The sequence below is a fragment of the Bacteroides neonati genome, from assembly GCF_000499785.1.
Taxonomy (GTDB): domain Bacteria; phylum Bacteroidota; class Bacteroidia; order Bacteroidales; family Bacteroidaceae; genus Bacteroides; species Bacteroides neonati.
The window spans coordinates 65,571-90,169 of sequence record NZ_HG726024.1; the positions used below are offsets into that span (position 1 = coordinate 65,571).

At 39.5% G+C, this 24,599-nt stretch carries 24 protein-coding genes and 2 pseudogenes; 6 read left to right on the forward strand and 20 right to left on the reverse strand.

What is annotated here, in order from left to right:
- Positions 1-2 precede the first annotated feature (2 nt).
- The 19 genes and pseudogenes from TY03_RS15320 to TY03_RS15390 form a co-directional block, all read right to left on the reverse strand.
- Positions 3-1,235, reverse strand: a complete 1,233-nt coding sequence (locus tag TY03_RS15320; RefSeq protein WP_042371555.1) for a hypothetical protein — start codon at positions 1,233-1,235, stop codon at positions 3-5.
- 282 nt (positions 1,236-1,517) lie between these two features.
- A complete protein-coding gene (locus TY03_RS15325; protein ID WP_042371557.1) occupies positions 1,518-2,468 on the reverse strand; it encodes a DUF5712 family protein in 951 nt (316 codons plus the stop codon).
- A 4-nt stretch (positions 2,469-2,472) separates the two neighbouring features.
- A complete protein-coding gene (locus TY03_RS15330) occupies positions 2,473-3,057 on the reverse strand; it encodes a BfmA/BtgA family mobilization protein (RefSeq protein ID WP_042371559.1) in 585 nt (194 codons plus the stop codon).
- A 254-nt stretch (positions 3,058-3,311) separates the two neighbouring features.
- Positions 3,312-3,422 (reverse strand): annotated as a pseudogene (locus TY03_RS22920) (helix-turn-helix domain-containing protein); the annotation flags it as partial.
- Positions 3,423-3,531: 109 nt separating this feature from the next.
- A complete protein-coding gene (locus TY03_RS15335; protein ID WP_042371561.1) occupies positions 3,532-5,337 on the reverse strand; it encodes a reverse transcriptase/maturase family protein in 1,806 nt (601 codons plus the stop codon).
- Between the two features lie 564 nt (positions 5,338-5,901).
- Positions 5,902-6,147 (reverse strand): annotated as a pseudogene (locus TY03_RS15340) (helix-turn-helix domain-containing protein); the annotation flags it as partial.
- A gap of 129 nt (positions 6,148-6,276) precedes the next feature.
- Positions 6,277-6,687, reverse strand: a complete 411-nt coding sequence (locus tag TY03_RS15345; protein WP_230201987.1) for an RteC domain-containing protein — start codon at positions 6,685-6,687, stop codon at positions 6,277-6,279.
- Positions 6,650-6,889 carry a hypothetical protein gene (locus tag TY03_RS15350; protein ID WP_042371565.1) on the reverse strand — a complete coding sequence of 80 codons (240 nt, stop codon included), beginning with the start codon at positions 6,887-6,889 and terminating at the stop codon, positions 6,650-6,652. The genes TY03_RS15345 and TY03_RS15350 overlap by 38 nt, the downstream gene beginning before the upstream one ends.
- 118 nt (positions 6,890-7,007) lie before the next feature.
- A complete protein-coding gene (locus tag TY03_RS15355) occupies positions 7,008-8,807 on the reverse strand; it encodes an ABC transporter ATP-binding protein (RefSeq protein WP_042371567.1) in 1,800 nt (599 codons plus the stop codon).
- Between the two features lie 4 nt (positions 8,808-8,811).
- The gene (locus TY03_RS15360; RefSeq protein WP_042371569.1) at positions 8,812-10,578 is read right to left on the reverse strand and encodes an ABC transporter ATP-binding protein; all 1,767 of its coding nucleotides are present in this window, start codon (positions 10,576-10,578) and stop codon (positions 8,812-8,814) included.
- 142 nt (positions 10,579-10,720) lie between these two features.
- Positions 10,721-11,956 (reverse strand): hypothetical protein, encoded by a 1,236-nt coding sequence (locus TY03_RS15365; RefSeq protein WP_230201988.1) that lies wholly within the window; start codon positions 11,954-11,956, stop codon positions 10,721-10,723.
- Positions 11,957-11,985: 29 nt separating this feature from the next.
- Entirely contained in the window at positions 11,986-14,334 is a 2,349-nt protein-coding gene (locus tag TY03_RS15370) for a TonB-dependent receptor (RefSeq protein WP_042371571.1), read from the reverse strand.
- A gap of 29 nt (positions 14,335-14,363) precedes the next feature.
- Positions 14,364-14,639: a hypothetical protein gene (locus tag TY03_RS15375; RefSeq protein WP_042371572.1), complete on the reverse strand. Its 276-nt coding sequence runs from the start codon at positions 14,637-14,639 to the stop codon at positions 14,364-14,366.
- A 48-nt stretch (positions 14,640-14,687) separates the two neighbouring features.
- The gene (locus tag TY03_RS22000) at positions 14,688-14,927 is read right to left on the reverse strand and encodes a DUF1858 domain-containing protein (protein WP_005868411.1); all 240 of its coding nucleotides are present in this window, start codon (positions 14,925-14,927) and stop codon (positions 14,688-14,690) included.
- Positions 14,924-15,577, reverse strand: a complete 654-nt coding sequence (locus tag TY03_RS15380; protein ID WP_042371575.1) for a class I SAM-dependent methyltransferase — start codon at positions 15,575-15,577, stop codon at positions 14,924-14,926. The genes TY03_RS22000 and TY03_RS15380 overlap by 4 nt, the downstream gene beginning before the upstream one ends.
- Before the next feature lie 90 nt (positions 15,578-15,667).
- A complete protein-coding gene (locus TY03_RS22925; protein WP_042371577.1) occupies positions 15,668-15,898 on the reverse strand; it encodes a hypothetical protein in 231 nt (76 codons plus the stop codon).
- Positions 15,899-16,042: 144 nt separating this feature from the next.
- Positions 16,043-16,246, reverse strand: a complete 204-nt coding sequence (locus tag TY03_RS22005) for a hypothetical protein (protein WP_005868403.1) — start codon at positions 16,244-16,246, stop codon at positions 16,043-16,045.
- Positions 16,243-16,500, reverse strand: coding sequence for a hypothetical protein (locus TY03_RS22010; RefSeq protein ID WP_074434191.1), 258 nt, complete (start codon positions 16,498-16,500; stop codon positions 16,243-16,245). The genes TY03_RS22005 and TY03_RS22010 overlap by 4 nt, the downstream gene beginning before the upstream one ends.
- Entirely contained in the window at positions 16,497-17,123 is a 627-nt protein-coding gene (locus tag TY03_RS15390) for a TetR/AcrR family transcriptional regulator (protein WP_002560569.1), read from the reverse strand. The genes TY03_RS22010 and TY03_RS15390 overlap by 4 nt, the downstream gene beginning before the upstream one ends.
- 578 nt (positions 17,124-17,701) lie before the next feature.
- Between TY03_RS15390 and TY03_RS15395 the strand changes: the two genes are divergently transcribed.
- The 4 genes from TY03_RS15395 (at position 17,702) to TY03_RS15410 (ending at position 20,389) form a co-directional block, all read left to right on the forward strand.
- On the forward strand, positions 17,702-18,016 hold the full coding sequence (locus tag TY03_RS15395) for a helix-turn-helix domain-containing protein (protein WP_042371580.1): 315 nt from the start codon (positions 17,702-17,704) through the stop codon (positions 18,014-18,016).
- Complete coding sequence (locus TY03_RS15400) at positions 18,003-18,296, forward strand: DUF3876 domain-containing protein (protein ID WP_042371582.1); 294 nt, start codon at positions 18,003-18,005, stop codon at positions 18,294-18,296. The genes TY03_RS15395 and TY03_RS15400 overlap by 14 nt, the downstream gene beginning before the upstream one ends.
- Before the next feature lie 80 nt (positions 18,297-18,376).
- Positions 18,377-18,670 (forward strand): helix-turn-helix domain-containing protein, encoded by a 294-nt coding sequence (locus TY03_RS15405; RefSeq protein WP_042371583.1) that lies wholly within the window; start codon positions 18,377-18,379, stop codon positions 18,668-18,670.
- Between the two features lie 303 nt (positions 18,671-18,973).
- On the forward strand, positions 18,974-20,389 hold the full coding sequence (locus TY03_RS15410; protein ID WP_042371585.1) for a KAP family P-loop NTPase fold protein: 1,416 nt from the start codon (positions 18,974-18,976) through the stop codon (positions 20,387-20,389).
- Between the two features lie 75 nt (positions 20,390-20,464).
- Here TY03_RS15410 and TY03_RS15415 read toward each other — a convergent pair whose 3' ends face one another.
- A complete protein-coding gene (locus TY03_RS15415; RefSeq protein WP_042371586.1) occupies positions 20,465-21,685 on the reverse strand; it encodes a site-specific integrase in 1,221 nt (406 codons plus the stop codon).
- Positions 21,686-22,113: 428 nt separating this feature from the next.
- Here TY03_RS15415 and TY03_RS15420 point away from each other — a divergent pair, with 428 nt between their 5' ends.
- Positions 22,114-23,511, forward strand: coding sequence for a site-specific integrase (locus tag TY03_RS15420; protein WP_042371587.1), 1,398 nt, complete (start codon positions 22,114-22,116; stop codon positions 23,509-23,511).
- A gap of 362 nt (positions 23,512-23,873) precedes the next feature.
- Positions 23,874-24,593, forward strand: coding sequence for a hypothetical protein (locus tag TY03_RS15425; RefSeq protein WP_042371589.1), 720 nt, complete (start codon positions 23,874-23,876; stop codon positions 24,591-24,593).
- Positions 24,594-24,599: the final 6 nt, after the last annotated feature.

Below are 24,599 nucleotides of genomic sequence, written 5' to 3' on the forward strand. Positions count from 1 at the left end.
TGTTATTTGTAAAGTTTTTCCCAAAAGAAATGCCATCCAATTACAGGTGGTTTATTTGCTAGAGTATAGAAGAAACCATTACTCAATATCGTATCTAAATTTTGTTTTCTGTAAAATATGTCTCTATTCCTAACTTTCGATAAACAGCCGAAAGCTAGAGAAATAATCTCTTCTTCTTGAAACTCATAAAATGGGTCTTTCCTCAATTTTACATGGAGGGAATGATATGCTTCTTGAAAGGAATTATCCCAATGTCGAATAGCATTTGATTTCATTATTTTATAATCTTCAGGTAATAGTAATCGATTCCAATCTAGCATATGATTATCCCATGCGAGTTTACAATGGTGTGCCTTTATAATATCCATATCACTATTAATTGCATAGATATCATTAAGTTGTCGAATATAAATCTCTTTTTTTAGGAGTTCAAAATCCAGTGATGTTTCTATAGGAATATCTCTGATTGGTAGATTTTCTCTATCATACGCTTCTTCAAAACAATTTCTATATTTCTGATTAAAATCGTCATATGATAAGGAGAAATTCGTATTGCCTTTTATAGCTGAAAATTTGTCTTCAAAAATTGAAGAAATAAGTAATTTGTATACTTTTTCTAAAGAAGATGGATTAAATCTGCAAATTAATTCCAATTCTTTCTTTATCTTAGATATTATGTTATCATTACCAGTTTCATATACTATACTCTTTAATATTCTAGTCAATTTTCTTTTATCAAAGGATTTGATGTTATTTATGTATTTTTGTATATCTTCATCTTTGGTTTGGTCTGAAAGTTTCTGCAATTCATTTATGACATCATTGATTGATATTTTATTTTCTTTTAAATCATCTAGAGTGTTAATGATCGATTTTGCTCCTATATTTTTATTAGTAAATAGAACATATGAAATTGAGTCCAACTCTTGTACTGTTTTTTTTGATACTTTAACCCATTCAATCCAATTAGAAAGAGTTTTCCAAAGATCAGAATCTAGACTTGTAAGATTAATAGGAGTTCCATCTGCTCTTTTTTGAATAGTATGCTTTACTTGTATTAATTTTATGTGACCAGTAGAAGATTCAATATGTACATCATCTTTCGTTTCGTACCCCACTGCTTCTCCTTTCTCTAATTTGAGCAATTGGTATACGAATGAATAAAATTGATAGGTAAAGGCAGCATCATCGCCACCAGCAGAATGTGTTTTTTCAAAATTACTCAATTCATCCATAGTGTAAATTTTAAAGGTTTATTTTTTAGTTACACAACTAGATATTAACAATGGCGATAATAATATCAATATTGAGTTGAGCCTTATTTTCTATTTTACAGCTCCACCTGATTGGATATCATCTATTCAGCACAACTACAAAGATAGCTCTTTTTTCAGAAAGATTTGTATGTTAAGAGAAAAAGTATTATCAATTCTATTTACAGGAACTTAAGCTTTTGCTTAATTGGAGAATTAATTAAACATTTCTGCAACCGATATGCTTTTTAGGTGGATAAGAACTCATAGTCTACGTCTTTTCTTTCGTTTTAGTTTGGGGGTTGGATATTGGAAAATCGGTTTTTGTGATAGATCTCCACTAAATGAAATTAGTGAATCAGGTGTTTGATCGTTTCCCTGATTGAAAGATCGATTGACAGAAGTCCTACTTTCTCCTTCAATAGTAATATGTATATCGCTGTTACAAGCTTGATGACCAGTTTCTCTGTTTTCAAGATTGATAGGAAATAAGTTTTCTTGATTGATTTCTATTTTTTTTTCTTTGGGTTGAAGTTCTTGCTCTTGTTGTTTTAGCTGTTCGGATATAGAACTGTTCTTCACTGTATTATAATAATCGAAAGATTCTATTTGTTGTCGTTGATAACCAAACAGTTTGTCAAAGCCCTGTTCTACCTGTTGGAACAAGGTTACACGATCAAAACCTCCTTTGATTATTCCGTTATTGGTATTCCTATGATTGGTAAGTGGTGACAGCTTCTTTTTATTAGCTTGATCTTTCCGGCTCACGATCAAATGACAGTGTATATTCAGTTTATTATCTGAGCGTTTACGGTCAAAATGAATTTTGCCATAAAACTTTATATCCGAAACAGATAGTTCTTTATTGAAGTTCTTTGCATATTCGGGAATAAACACTTCACGGATATAACGTTTCATTGCTTCAACTTGTTCCTGCTCTGTATAACCCATCGCTTGGAGTTCCTTTTCGGATGGGCTTACATGGATAGCGTAAAACTTGGCATCTGTTTTTAGGAGTTGCCCGATATTAGTATCTATATCTTTTATAACTTTTGATTTGTAGATGTTATCCTCCATAAGATTGAAAAAGCCTTCGGTATAGATACCCTTTTCTATCCTTTCTAAATCTTCGTGTTCTAGGTAATTAGCTAACTGACGGCTACTGCCAGCATTATTATATGTTCCGTTTGATGGTGGAGCAAAATCTATGTGCATAATCTTATGTGTTTATCAGATTACTGATTTCAGCTTTTAGGTTATCTTTTCTTTTGCTATCCATCACACCACAAGCGGATAGTTCCGAATAGAGTTGTATCAGGTGGAGTAACTTTTTATAATCCCGTTGGTGTATCTGGTAGAGTGCGTTAATTTGTTTCGATTGGTTGTTTATCACATCGGCATGATTACAGAACTGTTCACTTAACTTTTTGAGTACGACTGTTTGTCTCTCCTGACTGGTTTCCAGTTGAGAGAGAATGAGAGTTTCTAAAGTTTTGCCGATAGTATCAAAGCGTAAAGCGATAGAGTTGGTTGTCCGAATCATGGGATTCAGTTGTTCTTCCTCATAGTGACGAATGAAGCGTATAATATCATCCTGTCTCTTATTTATTTTCGCCAGTTCTGATTTTACGGATTCAGGAGCTTCGGAAGGGTTGATGTGTGCCTTATCAATATACCCGAACGCCAACTTTACAACTTCACTCTTTTTCAGTGAATAGCGTTTGCATATTTTCTCTACCAAAGCTGCCGTTTCCTTGTCAATGGAAATGGTAGTAAATATCGTTTTTCGACTGCTGTTTGTCATGGTAATTACTTTTTTATAGAAATATAAATAGATAAACGCCTGATGATAAGCATTGTAACGGAAGTGCTTATTACAGGTGTCATTACAACGTGTTCTTGTAACACGCTAAAGCCGAAGGCTTTGCCTCGCAGAGCAAGAGGGAAGAACAGGACTTGTCCAGTTCCCTCTTGCTCGATTTAGCGAAACGGGCTAAACCAATAGGTGAGGCAGTTTCTGCTAAATGGGGAGCGATAGTTCTTCATCAGGCGGTAATATTACCCACCTTGGTTTTCCTCAGTTTGCTTATCGAGTTGGTTTTCCTTTTTGAACCGTTCGTATGTCTTACAGTCGGCATTTTCTTGAATAAATACCCGAATATCGTAGGCTAAGCACCCACCGCCCTTTTCCATATTGCTATGGCGGGTTTGCAGATGCTCGCCCCCAAACCGGACGTACACCTTTCAATGTATCCGGCTTTCCATTAATACCAAGAACTTAGCCGTTATCCATTCGTTGCCTGCATTTTTCACATACGACAAGTGTTTTCCGGTTCCGTTTAATCATCAGGCGTTCCCAATCATTGTCACCCTTTAGAGTTTTAAGATTTCGTACCTGAAGCATGGAAACTTCCCCTTTGGCACCGCATAGCTCGCATTGGCAGGATTGAAGTCGCCTTATCAATGTTGGTTCTTTTACGCCAACATTGGCAAAGAACGGCTCTTTTTCTGAATAGAATTTACTTGTCCCTCTTTGACAGAAACCTTTATTATAGAATATCCGATACTTGGTCTTCCCATTTTTGTCGATATAAGGCACTGCAAAATTCTTGTCTTTTGTGTATTGACTGATCACTTTGCTTACCGTACTGTTCAGCTTTTGGGAGAGAGTCTTGTACATACTGTATTCCATGATATGATAAAAGTTGTACAGGTTGTAGCTGTTACTCGCTATGGAATAATAGTTGTACAGTCCTTGGATTTCCGCATTGTATTGCGTGACTATATCCAAAATGGAGTTGTTAGTGATTCTTTTGCGGGCTTTGGGCTTCCAAATGGTCTTGCCTTTATACCTTTCAAAATCGAGTACATCATATTGTTGAAGTTTCTTTTTCATCACTTCTGATGTGATTTTCAGTACCACCTTGTTATTATGGATCCTTGCATATATATTTGACTTAGTTTTCTCAATATTGTCCGATTGGCGGACAAATATATCGTATCCTAAGAATTTTGCAGGCTTCCGGGCATTGGTTATCAAAGTCTTATCATCTGAAAGTTCAAGCCTGAGTATATTTTGCATCCACTGGGCTATCATTTCTTTCGTTTCTTGACAATCCTTTTGACTTCCGATTATTCCGATCAGAAAATCGTCCGCGTATCTAACGTAACGCATCCTCCGGAAATTACTATCCATAGGGTCTCCACTTGGCATTCTCCTTATCTGCTTCTCGTATTCTCTAACTTGTTCCAACTTCTCTGTTTTTACTTTTTCATCTTTTTCTGTTTCAATGGACTTTAACAGCAGACACTTCTTATTATATAATTTGTTGGTTTTCGGGAATATCCGTCTCTTTCTGCCTCCTTTACGGAATTCATCACACACTCTTTGCATATATTTATCGAACTTGTCGAGGTATATATTAGCTAATATCGGGCTAATAATACCACCTTGTGGAGTTCCACTATATGTTCTGTGGAATTTCCAGTTCTCTAAATATCCCGCACGAAGGAACTTTCTGATCAGACGAATAAAGCGTTCGTCTTCTATCTTTTCCTTGAGTATGCTTATCAGGACTTCATGGCTTATATTATCGAAGAACCCTTTAATGTCCCCTTCAACGAACCATTTGGTACCTGTGTATTCACGCTTGATTGTCAGCAGGGCTGTGTGACAACTCCTTTCAGGGCGGAATCCGTGGGATGTATTGGAAAAGCCATCTTCATAGATTGCCTCCAGTATCATTCTTGTCACCTCCTGTACCAGTTTGTCATCAAAAGAGGGTATCCCAAGAGGGCGCATTTTACCGTTCTTCTTTGGTATATACACTCTCTTAGCCGGACGTGGCTGATATGTCTCATCTTTTAATGAGGCTATCAGTGCCTCAATACGAGGTATGCTCATCCGGTCTGCCGTTTTCCCGTCAGTCCCAGCTGTCATATTGCCCACTTTAGCGTAAATGTTTTGGTAGGCAACATAAAACATTTCTGTATTGAATAAAATCCGATACAACCGTTTATATTTATAGTTTAAAGTATTGCTGTGTTCAGCTAAGCTTTTTAATACTCTTTCTGGATTTCTCATAATGTCTCTCACATTTTCCGTTAATTGTATTAAGATATTAACTGCCTCCCTTCGCCATGTATGAGGCTTTCCCTCACTCGGACTACTACGGAGGCTCCGTTGCCATGCCGGATATTCAGAGGACAATACCTCATAACCTGTTAACAGGCGTTCCGGTTTAGGCAATCCCCATTTAGATATGTATCAACTAGTGGCGCGATGAATTGTCGGATATGGCATTCAACCTTTCCGCTTATTGCGGCTATGTCGTGATAAGTTCTTGCCGTTAGCTCGCCAATCCGATAAGCTACGGTATCACAAAAAGACGTTTATAAATATCTTACGTCTTTACCTACAGATGAGTCATAGGTCTACCATTTTATCAATCCAGACATTATCCTCATATTCATCTTTTCACCTTGCCGTTCAGTCGCAACTTGATATTTAGTTGACTTACGGCTTTCCCGACATGCTACACTCCCTGTCCCGTTTCCGTTTCAGATAAGTCGGGTGATGATAGATGTGAAGAACACTTACCTAATCTCCTGCCAAAGAGATATTTGATACATATCCTTATGGGCGCACAGCAGCACGATAATAGGTTTTATGACTTATCATAAAGTAAGGAAGTTTGCCACTTGCCCGATAGCGTTGCAGGGTTCGGAAAGATACTTTCAACAGGAAAGCTAAATCCTGATTATCCAATATCTTGTCGTTAGGATCTAATATTTTGTCGGTATTGATAAGGGATTTTAGGTCTTGTCCGATTTCGGAGAGTTTTTTTGATAGCCGTTCCATCCACTTGTCGAAGTTTTCGTTGTCTATATACATTTTGCTTCATTTTTAAGTTTAACATTATTGTTCTCAATCGATTGATGAAGCAAAGTTCGGCAAATGGATGAAAATAAGTTAGGGGTGTACCACTGGTACACCCCTATAAATAGTTGTTAAATATTTGATTTATAGATAGCCTTTCTTTTTGCTTTCTTCATTAATGGCTTTACGAAGCGTATCTAAAAATTCGGTTATTTTTGATGGTTTACGACTAACGACACTTTCATGCTTCTTATGCACATCGCCCAATTTAATATTGAAAAGGTATTCAAAGGCTCTTCCGATTTCTGTAAGTGGTGCTTCTGTACCAGTGCGCGTTACCACTCTTTTAGATAGGAACAATCCACTAACTATCTCCATAATTTCAATAAGATAGGTTTCGTCTGTAAGGTAGAGCGGCGAGAGTGGAAGTTTATTCTTCCGGTTTTGGAATTGAACCGGATATTTAATTTGCATATTGAGTATGCGGATTTCCGTATTTACAAGTCCTATCGCTTCATCAATAAGCAATGACAAGGCGTTTTTCCCCCTGCTCAAATTGTACTCGATACGACTTGAGCCTGTTTAGTCCAAAAGAGAAGTAACGTAATAATACAGCGTAGTCCTGTTCCTTTATAGCAATACTTACTAAGTGATTGGCAAGTTCTTGCAATGCGGGCGTAAAATCATTTACGGCAAACTCTTTCTGTGAGTGTTCCGACAATAGTCGGAAAAATCTCAAATCTGATAAGTCTTTCATAATTAATACATTTACATATTGATGAATTGCGTTGCTTTGCTGAGGATTGCGTTGATACAATTCTCTCGTAGCAAGCGGTTTGAATGAGTTTTTTCATACCGGTTATATTTTGTTGTATTTATGATTTACGGTTATTTTTTCCACCAATCGTCCACCTCTTTGCTCGGTTGTAGGTTTCCCACATACGAGCGTATTCTCCTTTAAGAGCAAGTAGCTGCTCATGTGTTCCCTGCTCGGCTATCACACCCTTATCTACATACAGAATTCGGTCGGCATTGGTGATTGTAGACAATCGGTGAGCGATGACCAATACCGTCTTTCCTTTGATGAGATGAGAGAATGCTTCCAGAATCTTACCTTCGTTTTCGGGGTCGGCAAAGGCGGTGGCTTCGTCCAGCAAGATAATAGGGGAATCTTTTAATATGGCGCGAGCCAAGGCTATGCGTTGTGCTTCACCACCAGAGAGGTAGATGCCTCCTTCGCCTACCAATGTCTGATAACCATTGGGTAAGGATTCTATAAACTCATGGCATTGAGCGGCACAGGCAGCTCGTGCCACTTCCTCAAAGGTTGCAGTCTTGTTCCCCATACGGATATTCTCCTCGATGGTATCGAAGAAGAGCATATTATCCTGAAAGACAAAAGCTACGTTGTCCATCAACACCGAAGTGGGAATCTCTTTGACTGGTACTCCTCCTATTAAGAGTTTTCCGCTTTGAACGTCCCAAAAGCGGGCGGCAAGCATAGCAACGGTACTTTTACCGGCTCCCGAAGGACCGACTAATGCAGTTATCGTACCGGGATGGGCGATGAAAGATATCGCTTTGAGTATCGGCGTGGTGTCGTAGGCAAAAGAGACGTTGCGAAATTCCACTGAAGCGTCTTTGGGATGTCGGGGAATGTCAGGCTCTTCGATTTCGTCCATATAGAGAATGTCATCAATCTTCTGTACACCCATGTTGTTCTGATTCAGAAAGCTGCCTATCCACAAGAGTTTAAGCACGGGAAAGAAAACAGCCACGCCGAAAAACAGGAACATGAGTAGCACCGGCACGAAAGTGGCATACGAGGCACTCCCCACAAGCAGCCACACTGCCACGGGAATGATGAAGAGCAGTGCCGAAGAGAGTATGGTAAGGAAACCTACATATGTGGGTTGGTATTGTACGTTTACCTCGTTGGCAAATTTGCGGTACTCCTTGATGTCGTCATTGAGTTTGCGATAGGCATTAGTCGATTCGGTGAAGGTCTTCACCACCTGAATACCGCGAATATATTCCACAATACTAGCATTCATTCTACCTAAGGTCTCCACATACCGTTTGGAAACCTCCCGGATTTTTTTGCCGGTGTACATTCTTCCCATCACATAGAATGCCATCGCCAGCACAGCCAATACTACGATAGCCAACCGCCAGTCTACGGCAAACATATAGCTGACGAGAATCAGCGGAAAAAGTAGGGCAGTTACGATGTCTGGGATATGGTGGGCAATAAACAGTTCGATGCGCTCCACGTCGTCGCTCATTATTTTCTTCAGTTCTCCCGAAGCTCGGCGGGAAAAGAACCCCAAGGGCAAACGAACCATTTTTTGTGCTAGCTGCATTCGTATTTCATACAGAATGTTGAAAGCGGCAATGTGCGAGAGCATGAGGGAAGCAAACGTGAGCACTCCGAAAGCGAAGAAAGCTCCCAAGGCGATATAGCTCCACAGCCAGATGTATGCCTTGTCAATCAATGAGGGATCAAGCGCATGCTCTGCCAATTCGATGAGAATATTGTACACCGCTATGATCGGCACAAACTGCACGACGGCGGTGATAACTGCCAACAACATCGCCCCGATGAGCAGCCGACGTTTAGTGCCGGCAATTTCTATCAACCGTGCCAGCCCGGTCTTGCGTTTATTTGTATCCATAGCCTTACTGTTTATTCGATTGTTTGAACTTCCATCCTTTTACCCGTTGTTGTTCCTCCCAAAGATTGCGATACAGTCCTTCCTCTGCCAAAAGAGCTTGATGCTTGCCTTGCTGCACCACCCGTCCTTGGTCTATCACTACAATATTATTGGCACTTATCACCGTGCCCAAGCGATGAGCGATGATGACTACAGTCTTTTCTTTCACCAAGTCGTTGATAGCATCTTGGATGTGAACCTCGTTTTCGGGATCGAGCGAAGCGGTTGCCTCGTCAAGCAACACGATGGGCGCATCTTTCAAAATGGCACGGGCAATAGAGATACGCTGTTTCTCTCCACCGGAGAGTGTGCTACCTCCTTCACCCACCATCGTTTCGTAGCCATCAGGCATGGCGGTGATGAAGTTGTGGCATTGCGCCTTGCGTGCGGCAGCTTCTATCTCTTCACGGGTAGCTGTCTCACGTCCCACGCGGATGTTGTTATAAATGGTATCGTTGAAGAGATACACATCCTGAAAGACGATGGAAACTTGTTGCATCAGTGTATGCACGGTGTAGTCTTTGATGTTTCGTCCGCCAAATAGGATTTCCCCCTCGCTTACATCCCAGAAACGGGCAATGAGTCGTGTCAATGTCGTTTTGCCCGAACCCGATGGCCCCACAAAAGCGGTCAGTTCCTTTTCGGGAATGGTAAGTGATACATCCCGAAGTACGGGAATATCGGCATTATAGCTGAAACTGACGTGACGGAACTCTATCTCTGAGTTGACAACATCTTCTATTATACCCTCCGGAAGTACGGGCGTTTTGCAAAGAGCATCAATGCGTTCGGCTCCCAGCTTCATGTAGTTGATGAGGGCGATAAAGGTCAAGGCGTTGATGAGTGGGGCATAGATAGCCGATCCTGCCAGCAGGAACATGATGTAAACGGGCATGGAGACTTTGGCATTTAACAACATCGAGAAGCCAAGTAGCATAATAAGAACTAGACCGCCATTGAGCAGAGTGGAAGCCAGCGTGATGCTGGGTGCGGGAGCCGCTTCCAAACGGATGCTCTCCCGCTTGAGATCACGGAAAGCTCGTTCCAAGCGTTCAAACTTATTGCCGCTCAGGTTGAAAGCCTTAATCAGGCGGATACCTTGTATATACTCGATCATGCGCGAAGCGGCATTGGTCTTTATTTTTTGATGCCTCTTGCCCAAGGTCGCCACAAAATGATTGGTAAGCAACATCATAGGGTATGCCAATGGAATGACAGCCGCTGCCGCCAAAGCCAATTGCCAGTTAAAGAACAAGAGCGACACCAAAGCAACGATGGGCATCGCCAGCCCGCCAAAGAACTGACCGATAAGGTGAGTGGTAAGCATTTCCACATTGTTGTAGTCGCTGACAATGTATGCCCCGATGTCGCCGGGATCACGACTGTTGAAAAAACTCATCGGCAGGCGGCGCAAGTGATCGACCACAGCCAAACGGCCGTTACAACATATTTCGTAGCCGTCGCGATAGGCTACGAGGTAGGCTTTCTTGCCAATTAACCAAAGGCAGATAAGAGAGATGAAGAGCAACAAGCACGCCCAACCGATGTTCACGAGGTTTATCGACATGCCGGGATTTTGCAGAGGTTTGAATACCTCCCACACCACGAGCAGCATTGCCCCATACGGTGCGCCACGAAAAAAGTACTCCGCAACCGTCCAGCCTATCAGCGGACGCAAGCGACGGGGCTGCCCCATCGTGGCGGAATTGAGTATTTGAGAGAGATTGTTCATAAGGATAAGGATATTGTTTTGAAGATGAAGTCTCTTTTTTGAAAATTGCCGCTCATATAATGATTAGGCAATCAATGAAAAGGGCAAAGAGAAAGCCGATATTTCAACACTCGTCTTTGCCCTCCTGATTTTGGACTATCACTTAGTTGAAAAAGTACATATATGCTATATTTCCACTTGTCGATAGTGCCTGTCGCACCTTTCCTGTTGTGGGATTGTATGCAAAAACGCCCGAAGCGTCTACACCATACGCAGCAAATAAGACTTCATCATTATGATATTCTATTGCCACGCTATGACCATCTGTGTAGGGTATTCCTTCAATTTTCTTGATTGTTTTGGTGTTCAAGTCTATTATTACCGCCATGGAATTGCGTGCCGTATAAGGGTTATTGCCATTTAGCTCTACAATACCGACATAAGCAGCAACCTTTCCACTGCCAATATACTTGCAGTTGAATACCGTTGCCGGTTTATAGGTACTTCCCTCAATGCTTGTGTTGCTCATATCCCACGTTTTGGTTTCGTCAAACTCTTGTTTTCCTGCAGGAATACAAACAAATCCATTTTTCAAGTATGTGGGGTCATATCCGAAATAACCTGTACAAGCCATGTAAATGTCATTTTGTTCATTTGTAAATACCATCCCTTTGAGGAAAGGACGGGTCGGAAAGCAAAGACCGCTCGTTTTCTCGGAAATTACTTTTACCACCTTGTCGGTTTTAGTATCAATAACAGCTACGTCCACCTGTCTATAGTCTGCAAATGGCATCCAGTTTTCTCCTATCTGATCGAGAGGCAAGTAGTATAGACCATCACGCAAGATGCCGTAAGCAGGTTCCGGGCTTGCATCATTATGGGCATATTGCTTCAAGTCTATTTCTCCTTTCTTTTCCAAAGTCTTCGGGTTTACAATCATTATTCGTCCCAAAACATATGTGGGAATATAAGCCTTCTCTGCACTCACCTGTGTCAGGTTAATAGGATAAGAACCGGGAATAATCTGCATTTCTGCAGCTTTCTCCAATCCTTTGTAAGAACGTGCATATCTAATAATGGTTTGTGTACCTTTACCACCATGCTCAGGAAAGACAAAAACATCATTTCCCACAATAGAGATAGAGGCAGCAAAACCAGTTTGAATGCCCTTGTTCATACTCAAAGAACCCGATAGCGCAGGTATCTGTTGCAGATATGACTGTCCACTTGCTCCATCGGCATTTTTCACTGTTGTTTCTATCAGAATATTACCTTCTCCTCCCAAAGGATTGTTCGGACTTGGATGTTCTCCATTATTTTTCTCACACGATGCTACAAACAACATCATTACACTCATGGCTATAAGTTGCCAACTATTGAATACTACTTTCATTTTCATTTTTTTAATGATTATCAATTGATTTGTATTTATCTGAAGACGTATCGCAATTTCACTCCAAAACTTCTACCCGGTAAAGGACGATTAAACTCCGACAAAACTGTGGAACTGGTCAGATTCTTTATTTTACCCGATATGAACAGCCGTTGATTCATGAAACTGTACTCAAAGCCAAGATCTATCGTTGTACTTCGAGGGATGCGACGTTTTGCATTCTCGGTTATTTCAAAGTCGTAGAGGTACTCTTCCACAAAAGCCAGATCGACAAATAGCCGTGTGTTTTGGCCTTTACCGCCGAAAAGATTTTCTTTGTGAAACTCCAAGCCTGCATTTGCCATGAAATAAGGAATATTGGGCATTCGTTTTCCTTTTGTTGCATTGGGTATATTACTGCCTTCCTCATGGCTTCTTACATCACGTAAGTCTTGGTAAGTAACATTGCCATAAGTATATAAAAAAGGGAATATATCCGCCTTCACTTCAAACTCCACACCAAGGGTTCGCATTTCTCCGAAATTTTGGTATTGGGCGCCGAAAATCCCTTTTGTAAAGCGAATCATATCCTGTAAATACATATAGTACCCACTCAATTCTATTTGTAGATTACTCGGATGGATTCCGGTTACATCGTAGAGCACACCTGCATTTGCACTCAGGTTACGCTCAGGTAACAATCTCTCTGATGGACTGATGGTATAGCCATCTCCTAACAACTCATTTTCTGATGGAATGCGTACGTCATATCCACCCGATAGTTTACCCATAAAGAAAGGTGTGAAGCGGTAGCGCATAGCGTTGCTAAACCCTATACTGTTCTTGTTTAGATTAATATCCTCTACAGGGATGTTCACATAAATGTTTTGATAGAATGTATTCATCGAATACCAATAATATCTCGACGTGAGCGAGTTAAGAAACTTGTCGTTTTTTGTGCGGTAATCGTAGGTCAAACCTACCGTCCAGCTACGCATACGCGAGTCAAAATCTGTTTTCTTCCCCAGACTTTTTTCCTTGGTTGGATCTGAGGGATACCCATTGGCCAAGGTGAAAACCGAATTAAAACTGACAGAATGATGCTTGTCTATCAGATATTCAAGACTCAGCTTATTCATAAACGTAGCTTTTTTATTATCCGATTCTGATGCGTATCGTGTACCCAGCTCGCCACCATGGAGCGAAGGAGTAGGATAAGAAACCCCACTCCAATCGTACCATACTTTAGTAGTGTCTACTAGCCCATATTGCGTATAGCCAATTGCTGTACTCATATCTAAGTCTAAGCCCTCTAACAGAAAATTGTCTTTCTCTAATTTATTGGCTAGCATATAAAGGCGCGACCTCGTATGCGCCTTTCTTATATCGGTTTCTATACCTTGTATTTCCTTGTAGGTATCAATAAATACGGGTTCAAACTCAACGTCATCAAACCACCAGTTCTTGGCTTTAAGACTTCCTCCTACGAGTGTTTTTCTGAAGTTGTCGTGATTGCGTTTGATTTTCAATCCTTTAACATAAGGAGATTCCATCGTGTAATCATTGTCTGCATAAGTATAGCCTCCTCCAATGCCAAAGACCAATCCAGCATCTTTCAAGTTCCTTTTGAACACCGTTTGCGCCTTGTTTACATTAAACGACTCACGAGTATAGCTTAAATCAGCATAACGATCCGGATATTCTTTTATCACAATATTAACTGCTCCCCCCATTGATGACCCTCCAAACTTGGCAGGAACCACGCCTTTGTATATCTCAATCCTATCAATCATATCAATAGGTATGTCATTTAGGTCAATAAAGTCTGACTGATCATTCAGAGGTGTTTCATCAATAAAGAAGCCTATGCGTTTGCCCTCTAAACCACGTACAGACAATCGAGAAGTGCTACCCACTCCTCCAGAAGAACGGATGGCAACGCCTACGGTCTTCGCTAATATTCCTTGAACATCACTCACTGTCCCTTGCAGCTGCTTCATGCTGATGACCGATACGGGCATGGCTTGCTCCCGAATCTTGCGGGCTTCACTTTTGCCCATCACCACCACTTCGTCCAGCGATTTGACTTCGGCTTTCAGGCGGATGATTGCTTTCTTAACGCTCTCTTTGCTCACGGTTATTGTTTGAACTGATGTTTGGTAGCCCACGAATTTTACCGTGAGCGAGTAAGTACCGAAAGGAATATCAGGAAAGGAGAACTCGCCGTGTTTATCGGCAACACCGCCCTTTTTCAGTTCCTCAATAAAGAGGGTTGCTCCGGGCAGTGGATCTTCGCCAGTGTTGTCGATAACCACGCCCGCAATCCGCCCCCCACCTGTTTGGGCGGATACACTGATGCTCATGAGCATCAGTATCAATAGAGAAAATAGTACTTTTTGTTTCATTGTTTATTTATATGATTGTTGGTTTCTCCTTAAATGCTGGGATCGGGAGCTTCCGACTTGGAAACGACTACAGGAGTTATACCTGAAGAGTTTCCTTCGGTTACTTTTTTTGTAAGTACCTCAACATCCTTAAACTCTACTCTGGCAATCGCCTTTTTGGGATTGAGTGCCGTTTCGTCAGCAATGAGTTTGGCCACTTCACGTTCTTTCAACATACCCGTAGAACGTAGCACGGGATACCATTTGGCAGCTTCCTTCGGCTTGGAAAGATTTTTGCGGGCTGCTTTGTTATAAAGTATAAGCATAAATCGATATTGTTTTGTGCCCTTTCGGGCAGTTATTAGTAGTAATTTTCAATATTTGAACTGTATATCTTCTCGTTCCATTTCTCCTTTGAGGTATGTGAGAAGAGTCTCCATATCGTCTCCTACTGTAAAGGCAATGCTCTCAATAGTAGTGCAATGCCCTAACGTACAGGTTGATACAGGATTGATTAAAGAAACATAACGACTGTCTCGTTTCACCAGTCGATGAATCAACTGCGGATAGGTAGTCAGAACCCGATGTATCGGGGTATATTTATTGATGCTCATCTGTCTATTGGTTTCATCATCGGTTGTTTTGTCGCTTGCACGCATATTCGTTGCGATTGGCTCTCCGGCGAAATGTCGTAGGTCACATTTATAAATCCCGCTTGTTCCAGCATTCTTTGTATTTCTATGGGTGAGTAAATGCGCAGGTCGATATTCCTCACCCACTTTTCATTGCCTTCCTCGCTGCATGCCTCGTTGCAGATGTAGAACCTTCCTTCGGGTTTCAATACACGCAATACTTCCTTGAAGTTTTCCACTATATCATTCCAAAAGTAGATAGTTTCGAAAGCGGTTACAATATCGAAGCGGTTATCGTCAAAAGGAATGTTTGAAACATTCGCCTCTACGATAGATGCTCGTCCTTGACTGATAGCCGCCTTGTTCTTGCGACTCGCAATGTCCACGCACGTGGGTGAATAATCCATGCCACAAACTAATCCATGAGTTCGTTTGATGAAATTAGCTAGGTTTTGCCCACCGCCACAACCGATGTCGAGCACCGTTTCGCCACCGGAAAGTTTTACGAAGTTGTCAATGCACCAAAGAGAAATCCGGTTATGCCCTCGGTTCATCATTTTCACAATGCACCTACCCATAAAGCTATTCTTGGGTTTGCGGAAGTTTTGAAAGATGTTTTTTATTATGCTCATAATTATTCTTTGTTTTTAAGTCTTTTCTTGCTAATATGATATGTCTATTATTTGCTGTACGCGATGCCTAAAAATGGTTGCCCAATCGCATCAGTCGAACATTGGACTACCAATGCTTGGGCAAGCCCCCGTAAATGCTATATCAGCTCCTGTTTTCATCGCGATAATTAAGGGGATATTGCCCTCGCAGCAGTTGTGCTCTATCTGAAGGGTGTTGCGGCGTATGCCGTATGTGGCAAAAAAAGCAATAGTACTGCCTATGCCGGTGGATATACCGGCAAACAGTGTCAGAAGAAATGGAACAAATACTTGTTGTGACATGGCTATGACAGATTGGGAGTTAGTACTTCAAAAGAGAACGAAAATCTATTTTGTTCAAAAACAAAGCGAGTCGCTCTTTGCAGGCGACTCGCTTGATACGATGAATTATTATTATTAAAAATGGGATGTTTCATACATCTGTTACTAAGTTAAGTCTGGAAAATCAGTCTCTGGACGTTCAATATCGATGCATTCTTTTTTAATTCTAATAGTCTCTTTGTTCAAAGCCTCTCTGGGCAGAGCGGATTTTCTGCTTTGTGTTACCCACGATTCCTCGCAGAGGAAAAGTCCGTTTACTCCTTGCACAAGCGTTATTTCGCCATTACAGATGATGTTGGTGATACTCATATATTGATTGTTTTTAGTTGTTCTACCGAAGTGGTGCGGTATTTACCCTCCTGCACCAAGCGAAATCCTGCTTGACAAGACCTGCCGCATCTGCCCATGCAAGCAACGGGTGTCGGGTCGAACAGAAGATGGCTAAAGTGCTTCTTTTCCGAATCGAATACGAAAGAAATCCGATTGTCCACAATTGTACAACCGCTTCCACAAGGGTTGCATTGTAGGCAGGAGGATGTGTGGATGTTTCTATTTGTTTTCATCTTTCTATTTTTACATTCATGAGCCTTTTCCAGCCTCCTGTGCTAAAGCGGATATACTCACCAATAAAACATTCAATTTCTTCACTGGAAAGCTCTTCATGTTGCACCACCTCTTTCATCATATTAACCCACCATGAGCAGGTGAAGTGCATAAAGAATAGAGAAATATCGGTATGCAGATCAGGGTAGAGCTTTTTCATACCTTCCATATATTCTATACCCATTACTGTACTTCTTTTAATCCATTGTTCCCAATAATCATTGAAACGAGAGTCTTGGATAGATGAAAAAAGTAACTTAAATTCTTCACGATACCGTCTTACGATGTTCATTACCTCCTTCATGGATGAGCGATGATATTCTTCGGAGGTAAAGACATCCAAAGAAAAGGCCTCCGGGCGATTATGATCTTCCAGCATACTGTTCATCGCCTCCAAAAGCGGATGCAACACGTCAGCCAACAAATCGTCCTTACAAGGATAATAATTGTAGATGTTGCTCAGACCGATACCCGACAATTTGGATATTTCACGCATAGACACAGCCTTAAAGCCCTTCTTGAAAAAGGCTCTCCTTGCTGTTTCCAACAATAATTTATGTGTATATTCTTTTGTTGTTTGCATAGGTCAGAACGTAGTTCCTGTTATTAGAATACAAAGTACGTTGTATTTCAAAAATAAAACAATCCATACAAATGGGTATTTTCCTATAAAACAATCCCTATTTGTAGGGATACAAAAAAGGGTATATAACTATCAGCAGAGCCACTTCACGCCAAACCATAGTCATAAGTACGTGTATTGCCTCTACCGTATCCTCTTGTTATTCTTATTCTGACCTCTTTCCATGGCTATTATTAATACGCAGGTTATAAATCATGTGTAAAAACTACTTTAATCTTTTCATGATTCCCTTTTTTAGTAATGATTAATCGAATATGCTAAAAATATATCATATAAAACTTCTCTTTTCTGTCATTCTATCTTTTATCTATTTAGCTTGTCGTCATTAATTAACCCGGATTCATTTTGGTAGTTGTGCCGCAAGAGTATTATGACTAATAAATTATTCATGTGTCATTTTGCCATAAACAGTCTTTTTATACCACTCTCGGACAGTTTAGAAAACGGCTCTTGATTCTTCTCTCATTTGCCGATGAAAATAGAATCAACATGTTTTATTAACCATTAAAAATGAAAGTATGGAAGTAGTAACCATTGAAAAGAGAGCCTTTTCGTATGTCTGCGAAAGGTTCACCGAGTTTACCAAACGAATAGAGAGTTTGTGCAGTACTCATACTCAAAAAGTAGAAAACTGGCTGGATAGTCAGGAAGTGTGCCTGTTGTTAGGCTTTAGCAAGCGAACGCTGCAATATTACCGAAGTAGTGGGCGACTGGCTTATTCTCAAATAGGGAGCAAGATTTATTATAAGTCTTCCGATATTGAAAGAATTATTGCGGACAGTGAAACACAAAATCAGTCACCCAAACAAATCAAGCCTTATGAAAAGAACTAAAGAATATTATCCGTCCTTCAACTTGTTTTCCATTGTCGGCACATGGGAAAGTGTTAATCTGAATCCTACGGTTATCATCTATCGGAACGACAAAGAGTATCTTCTTTCTATTATATATGTATCGGAAACCACCAAACAGGCTTCACCCTCTACTTATGAAATAGAGAAAGACGGTAGCCAGTATTTTATTGCTCCTGCTCCTAAACGGATTTACATAGATTATGATCCAGCGAAAGATGTGCTAAACCTTTCGTCATTGGGTGATTATCTGCGTAACTAATCAATCGACCAGCTAATCTCTAACTGATTAGCTATCTAGCCATCTTAAAATCAATATTTCAATAAAACAATCTTTCGATCATGGAATTAATAAATAAAGATACACCGCAAGTCAAAGAATTTATTTCTTCGCTCGATTCAATGCTAAACGGTATTGAATCGATTGTCAAACACTATAAGCCCCACCTAAACGGAGAACGTTTCCTTTCCAATCATGAGGTTTCTAAAAAAATGAATGTCAGTTTGCGAACTCTACAAGAATGGAGAGATACAGGATTAATTCCTTTCATCCAGATAAAAGGTAAAATCATCTATCGGCAAAGTGATATTGACAAACTACTGCAAAAGCACTATTTTGAAAGCTGGAAAGAATAACCTGCCATCCTCAAAAACATTGTTTTTCGGAATTTAATTTGAATCATTGACTTTTCCAGTGAAGTATTTAGTCTGTGCAAGTCTTTAGACAAAAATACGCTCGAATACAATGAGAGGAAGATTTTTATCTAAACCGAAGGCTTGGACTTGAACAGACTAAATACGGAACTTACCTTTGTCAATGTTTCATATTAAGTTTTGGAAAACTTATACTATCTAAAATTAAATCATTAAAATGCACTATATTTGCTATGATATTTATAGGTCTTGAATATTTATTCCTAACAATATAATAATACGTTTATGAAGTGTAAACTGCAAAAAATAGATATACCAGATGAGAATCCTTTCTTAAACTGTAAGTTGGGCAGAGAAAAATATGCAGATATATTGAAAGCAATTGTTTTGACTTACAATGAAGGTTGTGTATTAGCTATAAATGGAAAGTGGGGAACTGGGAAGACTACGTTTGTTGAGATGTGGGCAAAATATTTGAAACTAGATGATTTTCATACATTATATTTTAATGCATGGGAGAATGATTTTATTTCAGATCCGATTGTTGGTTTGCTTGGTGAACTAAAAAAGGTAAGTTCACAAAAGAAGAAAGAAGATGCACTTTTATCAGTTATAAGCACAGCAGGAAAAATAGTTCTGAAAGCAGCCCCTGCAATAGCTAAAGGAATACTAAAAAAATATGCAGGTGAAGATGTTGTTGATATTTGCTCTGATAGTATAGAAGAAGGAGCTTCTTTATTAAAAGAAGAAATTGAAAGCTATGGGAAGCAGAAATTATGTTTAGAGCAATTCCATGCCGAATTATCGAATTTCGTGGTAGATATTTGCAACGACAAACCTTTAGTTTTCATTGTTGATGAACTAGATAGGTGTAATCCTTATTATGCTGTAAAAATATTAGAAAGGATAAAACATCTTTTCAATATACCTAATATTGTATTTGTTATATCCATAGACAAACAGCAATTAGGTAATTCTATACGAGGGTATTATGGTAGTGATTTAATAGATGCAGATGAATATTTAAAGAGATTTATTGATATTGAATATACCTTACCAGATCCTGATGTAGATAAATTTAGTAGCTATTTATATGAGTTCTATGATTTTGATGCATTCTTTGGAACAGAAGAACGGGGGCAATATTTTAAACGAGATAATGAACAGGACAACTTTCTCAAAATCGCTCAAGCTCTTTTTAAACATAAGAATTTAACTTTAAGGCAGATAGAGAAAATATTTACAAATACTCGATTGTCATTAAAAATGTTTTCGCATAATGAATATGTTTGTCCTGATGTACTTTTCTTGCTAACTTATTTTCATATATGCGAATCTGACTTATATGAGAAAATATGCCATAAAAATTATGATATTCAAGGGTTGGTAGATCAGCTAGAAAATAGTATTCCTCAATGCATATTTAAAGTAGATGAATCATATAATAAGTATCGCAATCGTTTTTTCTTATTTACTATTGCTCAGTTAATAGCATGTTATGCGGTCGAAGGATATGCTCACGTTCCATTGATAACAGACAAAGAGCCAAATAAAAACCGTGAACTTTTATTTACTGCAAAATTTATGGATAATAAGACTCTAGTTGAAGCATTAGAATGGACAGAACATCAATATAGAGGAATTTTTGCTTTATCACATATTACAAATAAGATAAGCTTATTAGAAAATTTTAAAAATTGAGGTTGCATTTATTTTGCATAATGGCAGTCCATCCTTTTGTTTTAAAGTGTGAAAGGACAGACTGCCTGATAATAATTATATAGCCAATTCCGATAAACAGCTATTAACTTTCTGCATATCCTTTAGAATATTCTGATCCAGTACCCGTGCATAGTGTTTAGTTACGCTCGTATCTGCATGACCTAACATCTTGGCAACATTTTCCATACTCACGCCATTCGCTAGGCATATAGAGGTGGCATAGGAGTGTCGGGCTGAATGTGTGCACAGATTTTTCTGCAATCCGCATACATCTGCAATCTCTTTCAAATAACTGTTCATGCGTTGATTGCTCAATACTGGCAATAGTTTTCCAGTACATTCTGCCACATTTTTATACTTTTCAAGTATAGAAGCAGCCACAGGCAACACAGGAATGTTACACATGATTTTTGTCTTTTGGCGGTTCTTTCTTATCCAAAGTTCCCCTTTGTTATCTCTTACTAAGTGTTCAGGTGATAGTTCTTTCACATCGCTGAAAGCCAATCCGGTAAAAATGCAAAAAACAAAAATATCCCGTACTTGCTCTACTCGCTTAATTGTGAATTCTTTGGCAAGAATAATTTTGATTTCGTCCATCGTCAGGAATTCAGGATCAGTTTCTTCTAGCTTAAAGCGATAGTAAGCGAATGGATCTTTCTTAATCCAGTCGTTTTCTAAAGCAATGCGGATAATCTTCTTCAAGTTCTTCAATCGGGTTATAGCGGAGTTTTGCGCACAACCTTTTTCAATCTTCAAGAAAGCATCAAACTTAGAAATGAAATTCGCTTTTAAGTTATTCAAAGCAATATCCGATAATTGATATTCCTTCTTGATAAATTCCTCTAAATATCGGGTAGTGGTTTCATACCGTTGCACGGTCTTACTAACAAAGTCTTTTCCGATCAACTTACGGCTTTGTTCGTTATGCTCCCTGAATACCTGCAATAGCGTTTTACTATCTTCATCCACACCATAATATAGCTTTCTCATAAGATCGACTGTAATAGTCTTACCTGCTGATTCCAGTTCTCTATAAATTTGGTGTATGCGAGAGCGTGTGATTTCCAAGTAGTGGTTCAGTTCCACCGACATACGATCTTTTCCTTTGGAGTTTTCTTTTGCCTGATTCCATAGGTTTACAGGACAGCTTCTTTTTACTAAAACATCTACCATACAGCCGTTTACAGTGATTCTCATGCACACGGGTGCTTCTCCGTTCTTTAATAATCTGGCTTTCTTGATAAAGAATAGCACATTGAAAGTTTTTCTAGCCATTTTTACATCGTTTTTAGAGTTACAAAACTATGTATTCTCTTCCAAAGTAAAACTATGCAAAACACTATGAATCAGTGAGAAAGATGCTAAATCGTGGGACTTTTTTCAGCCCGATTTATGTACCACGATTTGCACACCAACAATATGCTTGAAACGGCTATTTTTTGCCACCTGCTAGAAAAAAGAAATCCCCGATAATGCTTGATTATCAGGGATTTGCTTGATTTTTCTTTTGTTTTCAGTGATCCGCCTGGGGCTCGTGTATTGAAATCTAATGAAACATATATAAGGTTGTATGGATTGATAATCAGATGTTTATATTTGATTTTATTTTATCCCATTGAATTTTTGTGGTGCAGTTTTGCAATTCTGTGGTGCAAAATCGCTATCTTTGCACCACGGTGAAAACAATCAAAATTCAATAAGTTATGGAACGAGTTACCATCTTTTTAAGGACAACAAAAACGGAAGGCGATATTAAGCTACGTTTCCGTTTACGCGATGGCAGGGAAGTTGACCTGTATCATAAAAGTGAGATCAGAGCCGCTCTGAAAGATATGGCTAAGTTTGATGAAAATGGGAATGTCAAGCCAAAGGTTTCGGTTTTTAACAAAGAACTTAAACTGGCCATTGATCATGAAATAGATGCCATACATGCTGCTTATCATTCCTTGTGCGAGAAGATGCAGAAAGAACATATTAATGGTGAAATATTTGAGGACGCAATTGATTTGGTGCTGAATCCTGACGCTCGAAACCAAAAGAAAGCTGAAATGACCATGCTTGGACGGTTTGACAGATTTATTGTGGATGGTTATCGGGATGGTATATTTGGTGAAGGACGCATGAAGCATTACCGTGTTGTATATGGTGCGCTGGAGCGATTCCTGGCAATAAAGAATCTCAGGAGCATAACTCCCATTGAGTTTACTGCTGATATGTTGATGGATCTCCGTTACTTCTTCACGAATGAATATGAGTATGTGGAAAAATATTCCTACTTGTATGATGATAAAAGGGAGCGTGATATTCCTCGTCAGCCCAGAGACATGAATACAACCATCACCAGGCTAAAAAAGCTGCAAGCGTTTTTCAATGAACTGGAAGATAAGGAGGAAATTATGGCTTCTCCGTTTCGGAAGTTAGGGAAGAAGAGGAAGGCTACCGTCCTGAAAGAACGCTATGACGAACCGGTCTATCTTTATAAAGATGAACTATTGAAGGTGATGCGAACAGAAGTTCCTACCACGCTTCAGGAAACCAAAGAATGCTTTCTACTGCAATGCGCTTTTGGTTGTCGTATCGCAGATTTCCAGGCATTGTCTATGAGTAAAGTCAAGGTAACTGAAGATGGTATTCCCTTCATACACTACCTGCCGAAGAAAACCTTACGCGAAAATGTAGAGAATACCGAAATTGAAACTCCTATCCTGCGGTATGCTCTTGACTTGATTAAGAAATGGCAGTTCAATTTTCCTATCTTGAAATATGTTACAGGTAAAAGTGGATATAACGCCAAGATAAAATTGTTACTGCAACATTGCGGAATTGACCGTGAATGTAAAGTTTTTGATGACGGTCTAAATGACAATGTATATAAATCGCTGTATACATTTGGTAGCAGCAAACTTTGCCGGAAAACACATGTGGACATAATGAACAAGGTGCAAGTCAATATGTATGCCGCTGGTCTGCATAAGGAAGGTAGCGAGGCTGTCAACCGCTATACAAAAATGGAAATGAAAGACCATTTTACGTTGATGTGCGTAGCTTTTGATCAACCGATATATAAGGTGGATAAAGAGTTGAATATAATCGGTGAATAATAAGGAAAACGCGATAGCTATTTTCGAGAGCAATGAAATGATACTGGAGGTTCCTATCCAATAAAAGAAAAAATGGTATGGCTGAACTGTAAATAGATCCGTTGGTGGAATTAAAGTAGCGCATATTTATTCTGTCAATGGGCCTGTTGCTCATTGTTTATAACAGGATTGTCAATGCGTTGATTTTCTTTATAATCCACACAACGTCATGATGGGGAAATATCGCCACGCTCATTGACCAGATTTCCCGGAAAATACTTGCAGATATCGAGAAGTTTTGCGAATATTGCATGTGAGTTGTACATATGATGATTGAATAATAAAAGTTTAGTTACTTCTGATATACTAACAATTAGATAATAATGGCAATATTTAATGACAAGTTTAAGCGGACGAGATTAGACCAAAGTCCTTATCTGTTTCATTTTATAAACGGACGTGATACTTCTCCATGCGATACACTGCAGAAAATACTTGAAGAACAGCGGTTGATAAGCGATAAGGGATATATCTGTTTTTCAGCATCTCCAATAACAGCGATTACAAAATTCTTCGATACACCAACCCGAAGAACAGGACGTCCCATGTATTTGTCATGGGGATTGGGTTTTTCAAGGGATATTTTAGTTCGCGATTTTGGCGCAAGAAACGTTATCTACACGGACGGCAGCGAAAGTATTCCTGAGCATTTGGCATGGAGAACAGATCTGTTAAATGTTAATTCTTATGATTTTGAATATCTTCGTGAATGGCGAATTAAAGGCGAAACGTTCGATTTTACAAGATTCCCCAAGAGTGATATTATTGTTGTTGCCCCAGACTACAATTCTTTAAATCATCTGGTTGTAAAGTTCGACATGCAATTCACTCCTTATGCGAATTATTACGATGGTAGCATGGTAGAAGACTGGACAGAAGAATTCACAAGGGAATGGAAAGGTATCTCAGTAGATAAGCTAGGTGTTTATTTGGATGACTACGCCGTTTCTGGAGCTACCGGCTCACAAACGGTAGGTGAAGACATGTGTGAGGTATTATTTTTAGAATCCTCATTGAATTTTGGAATACCAAAAAACAAATAAAGCATT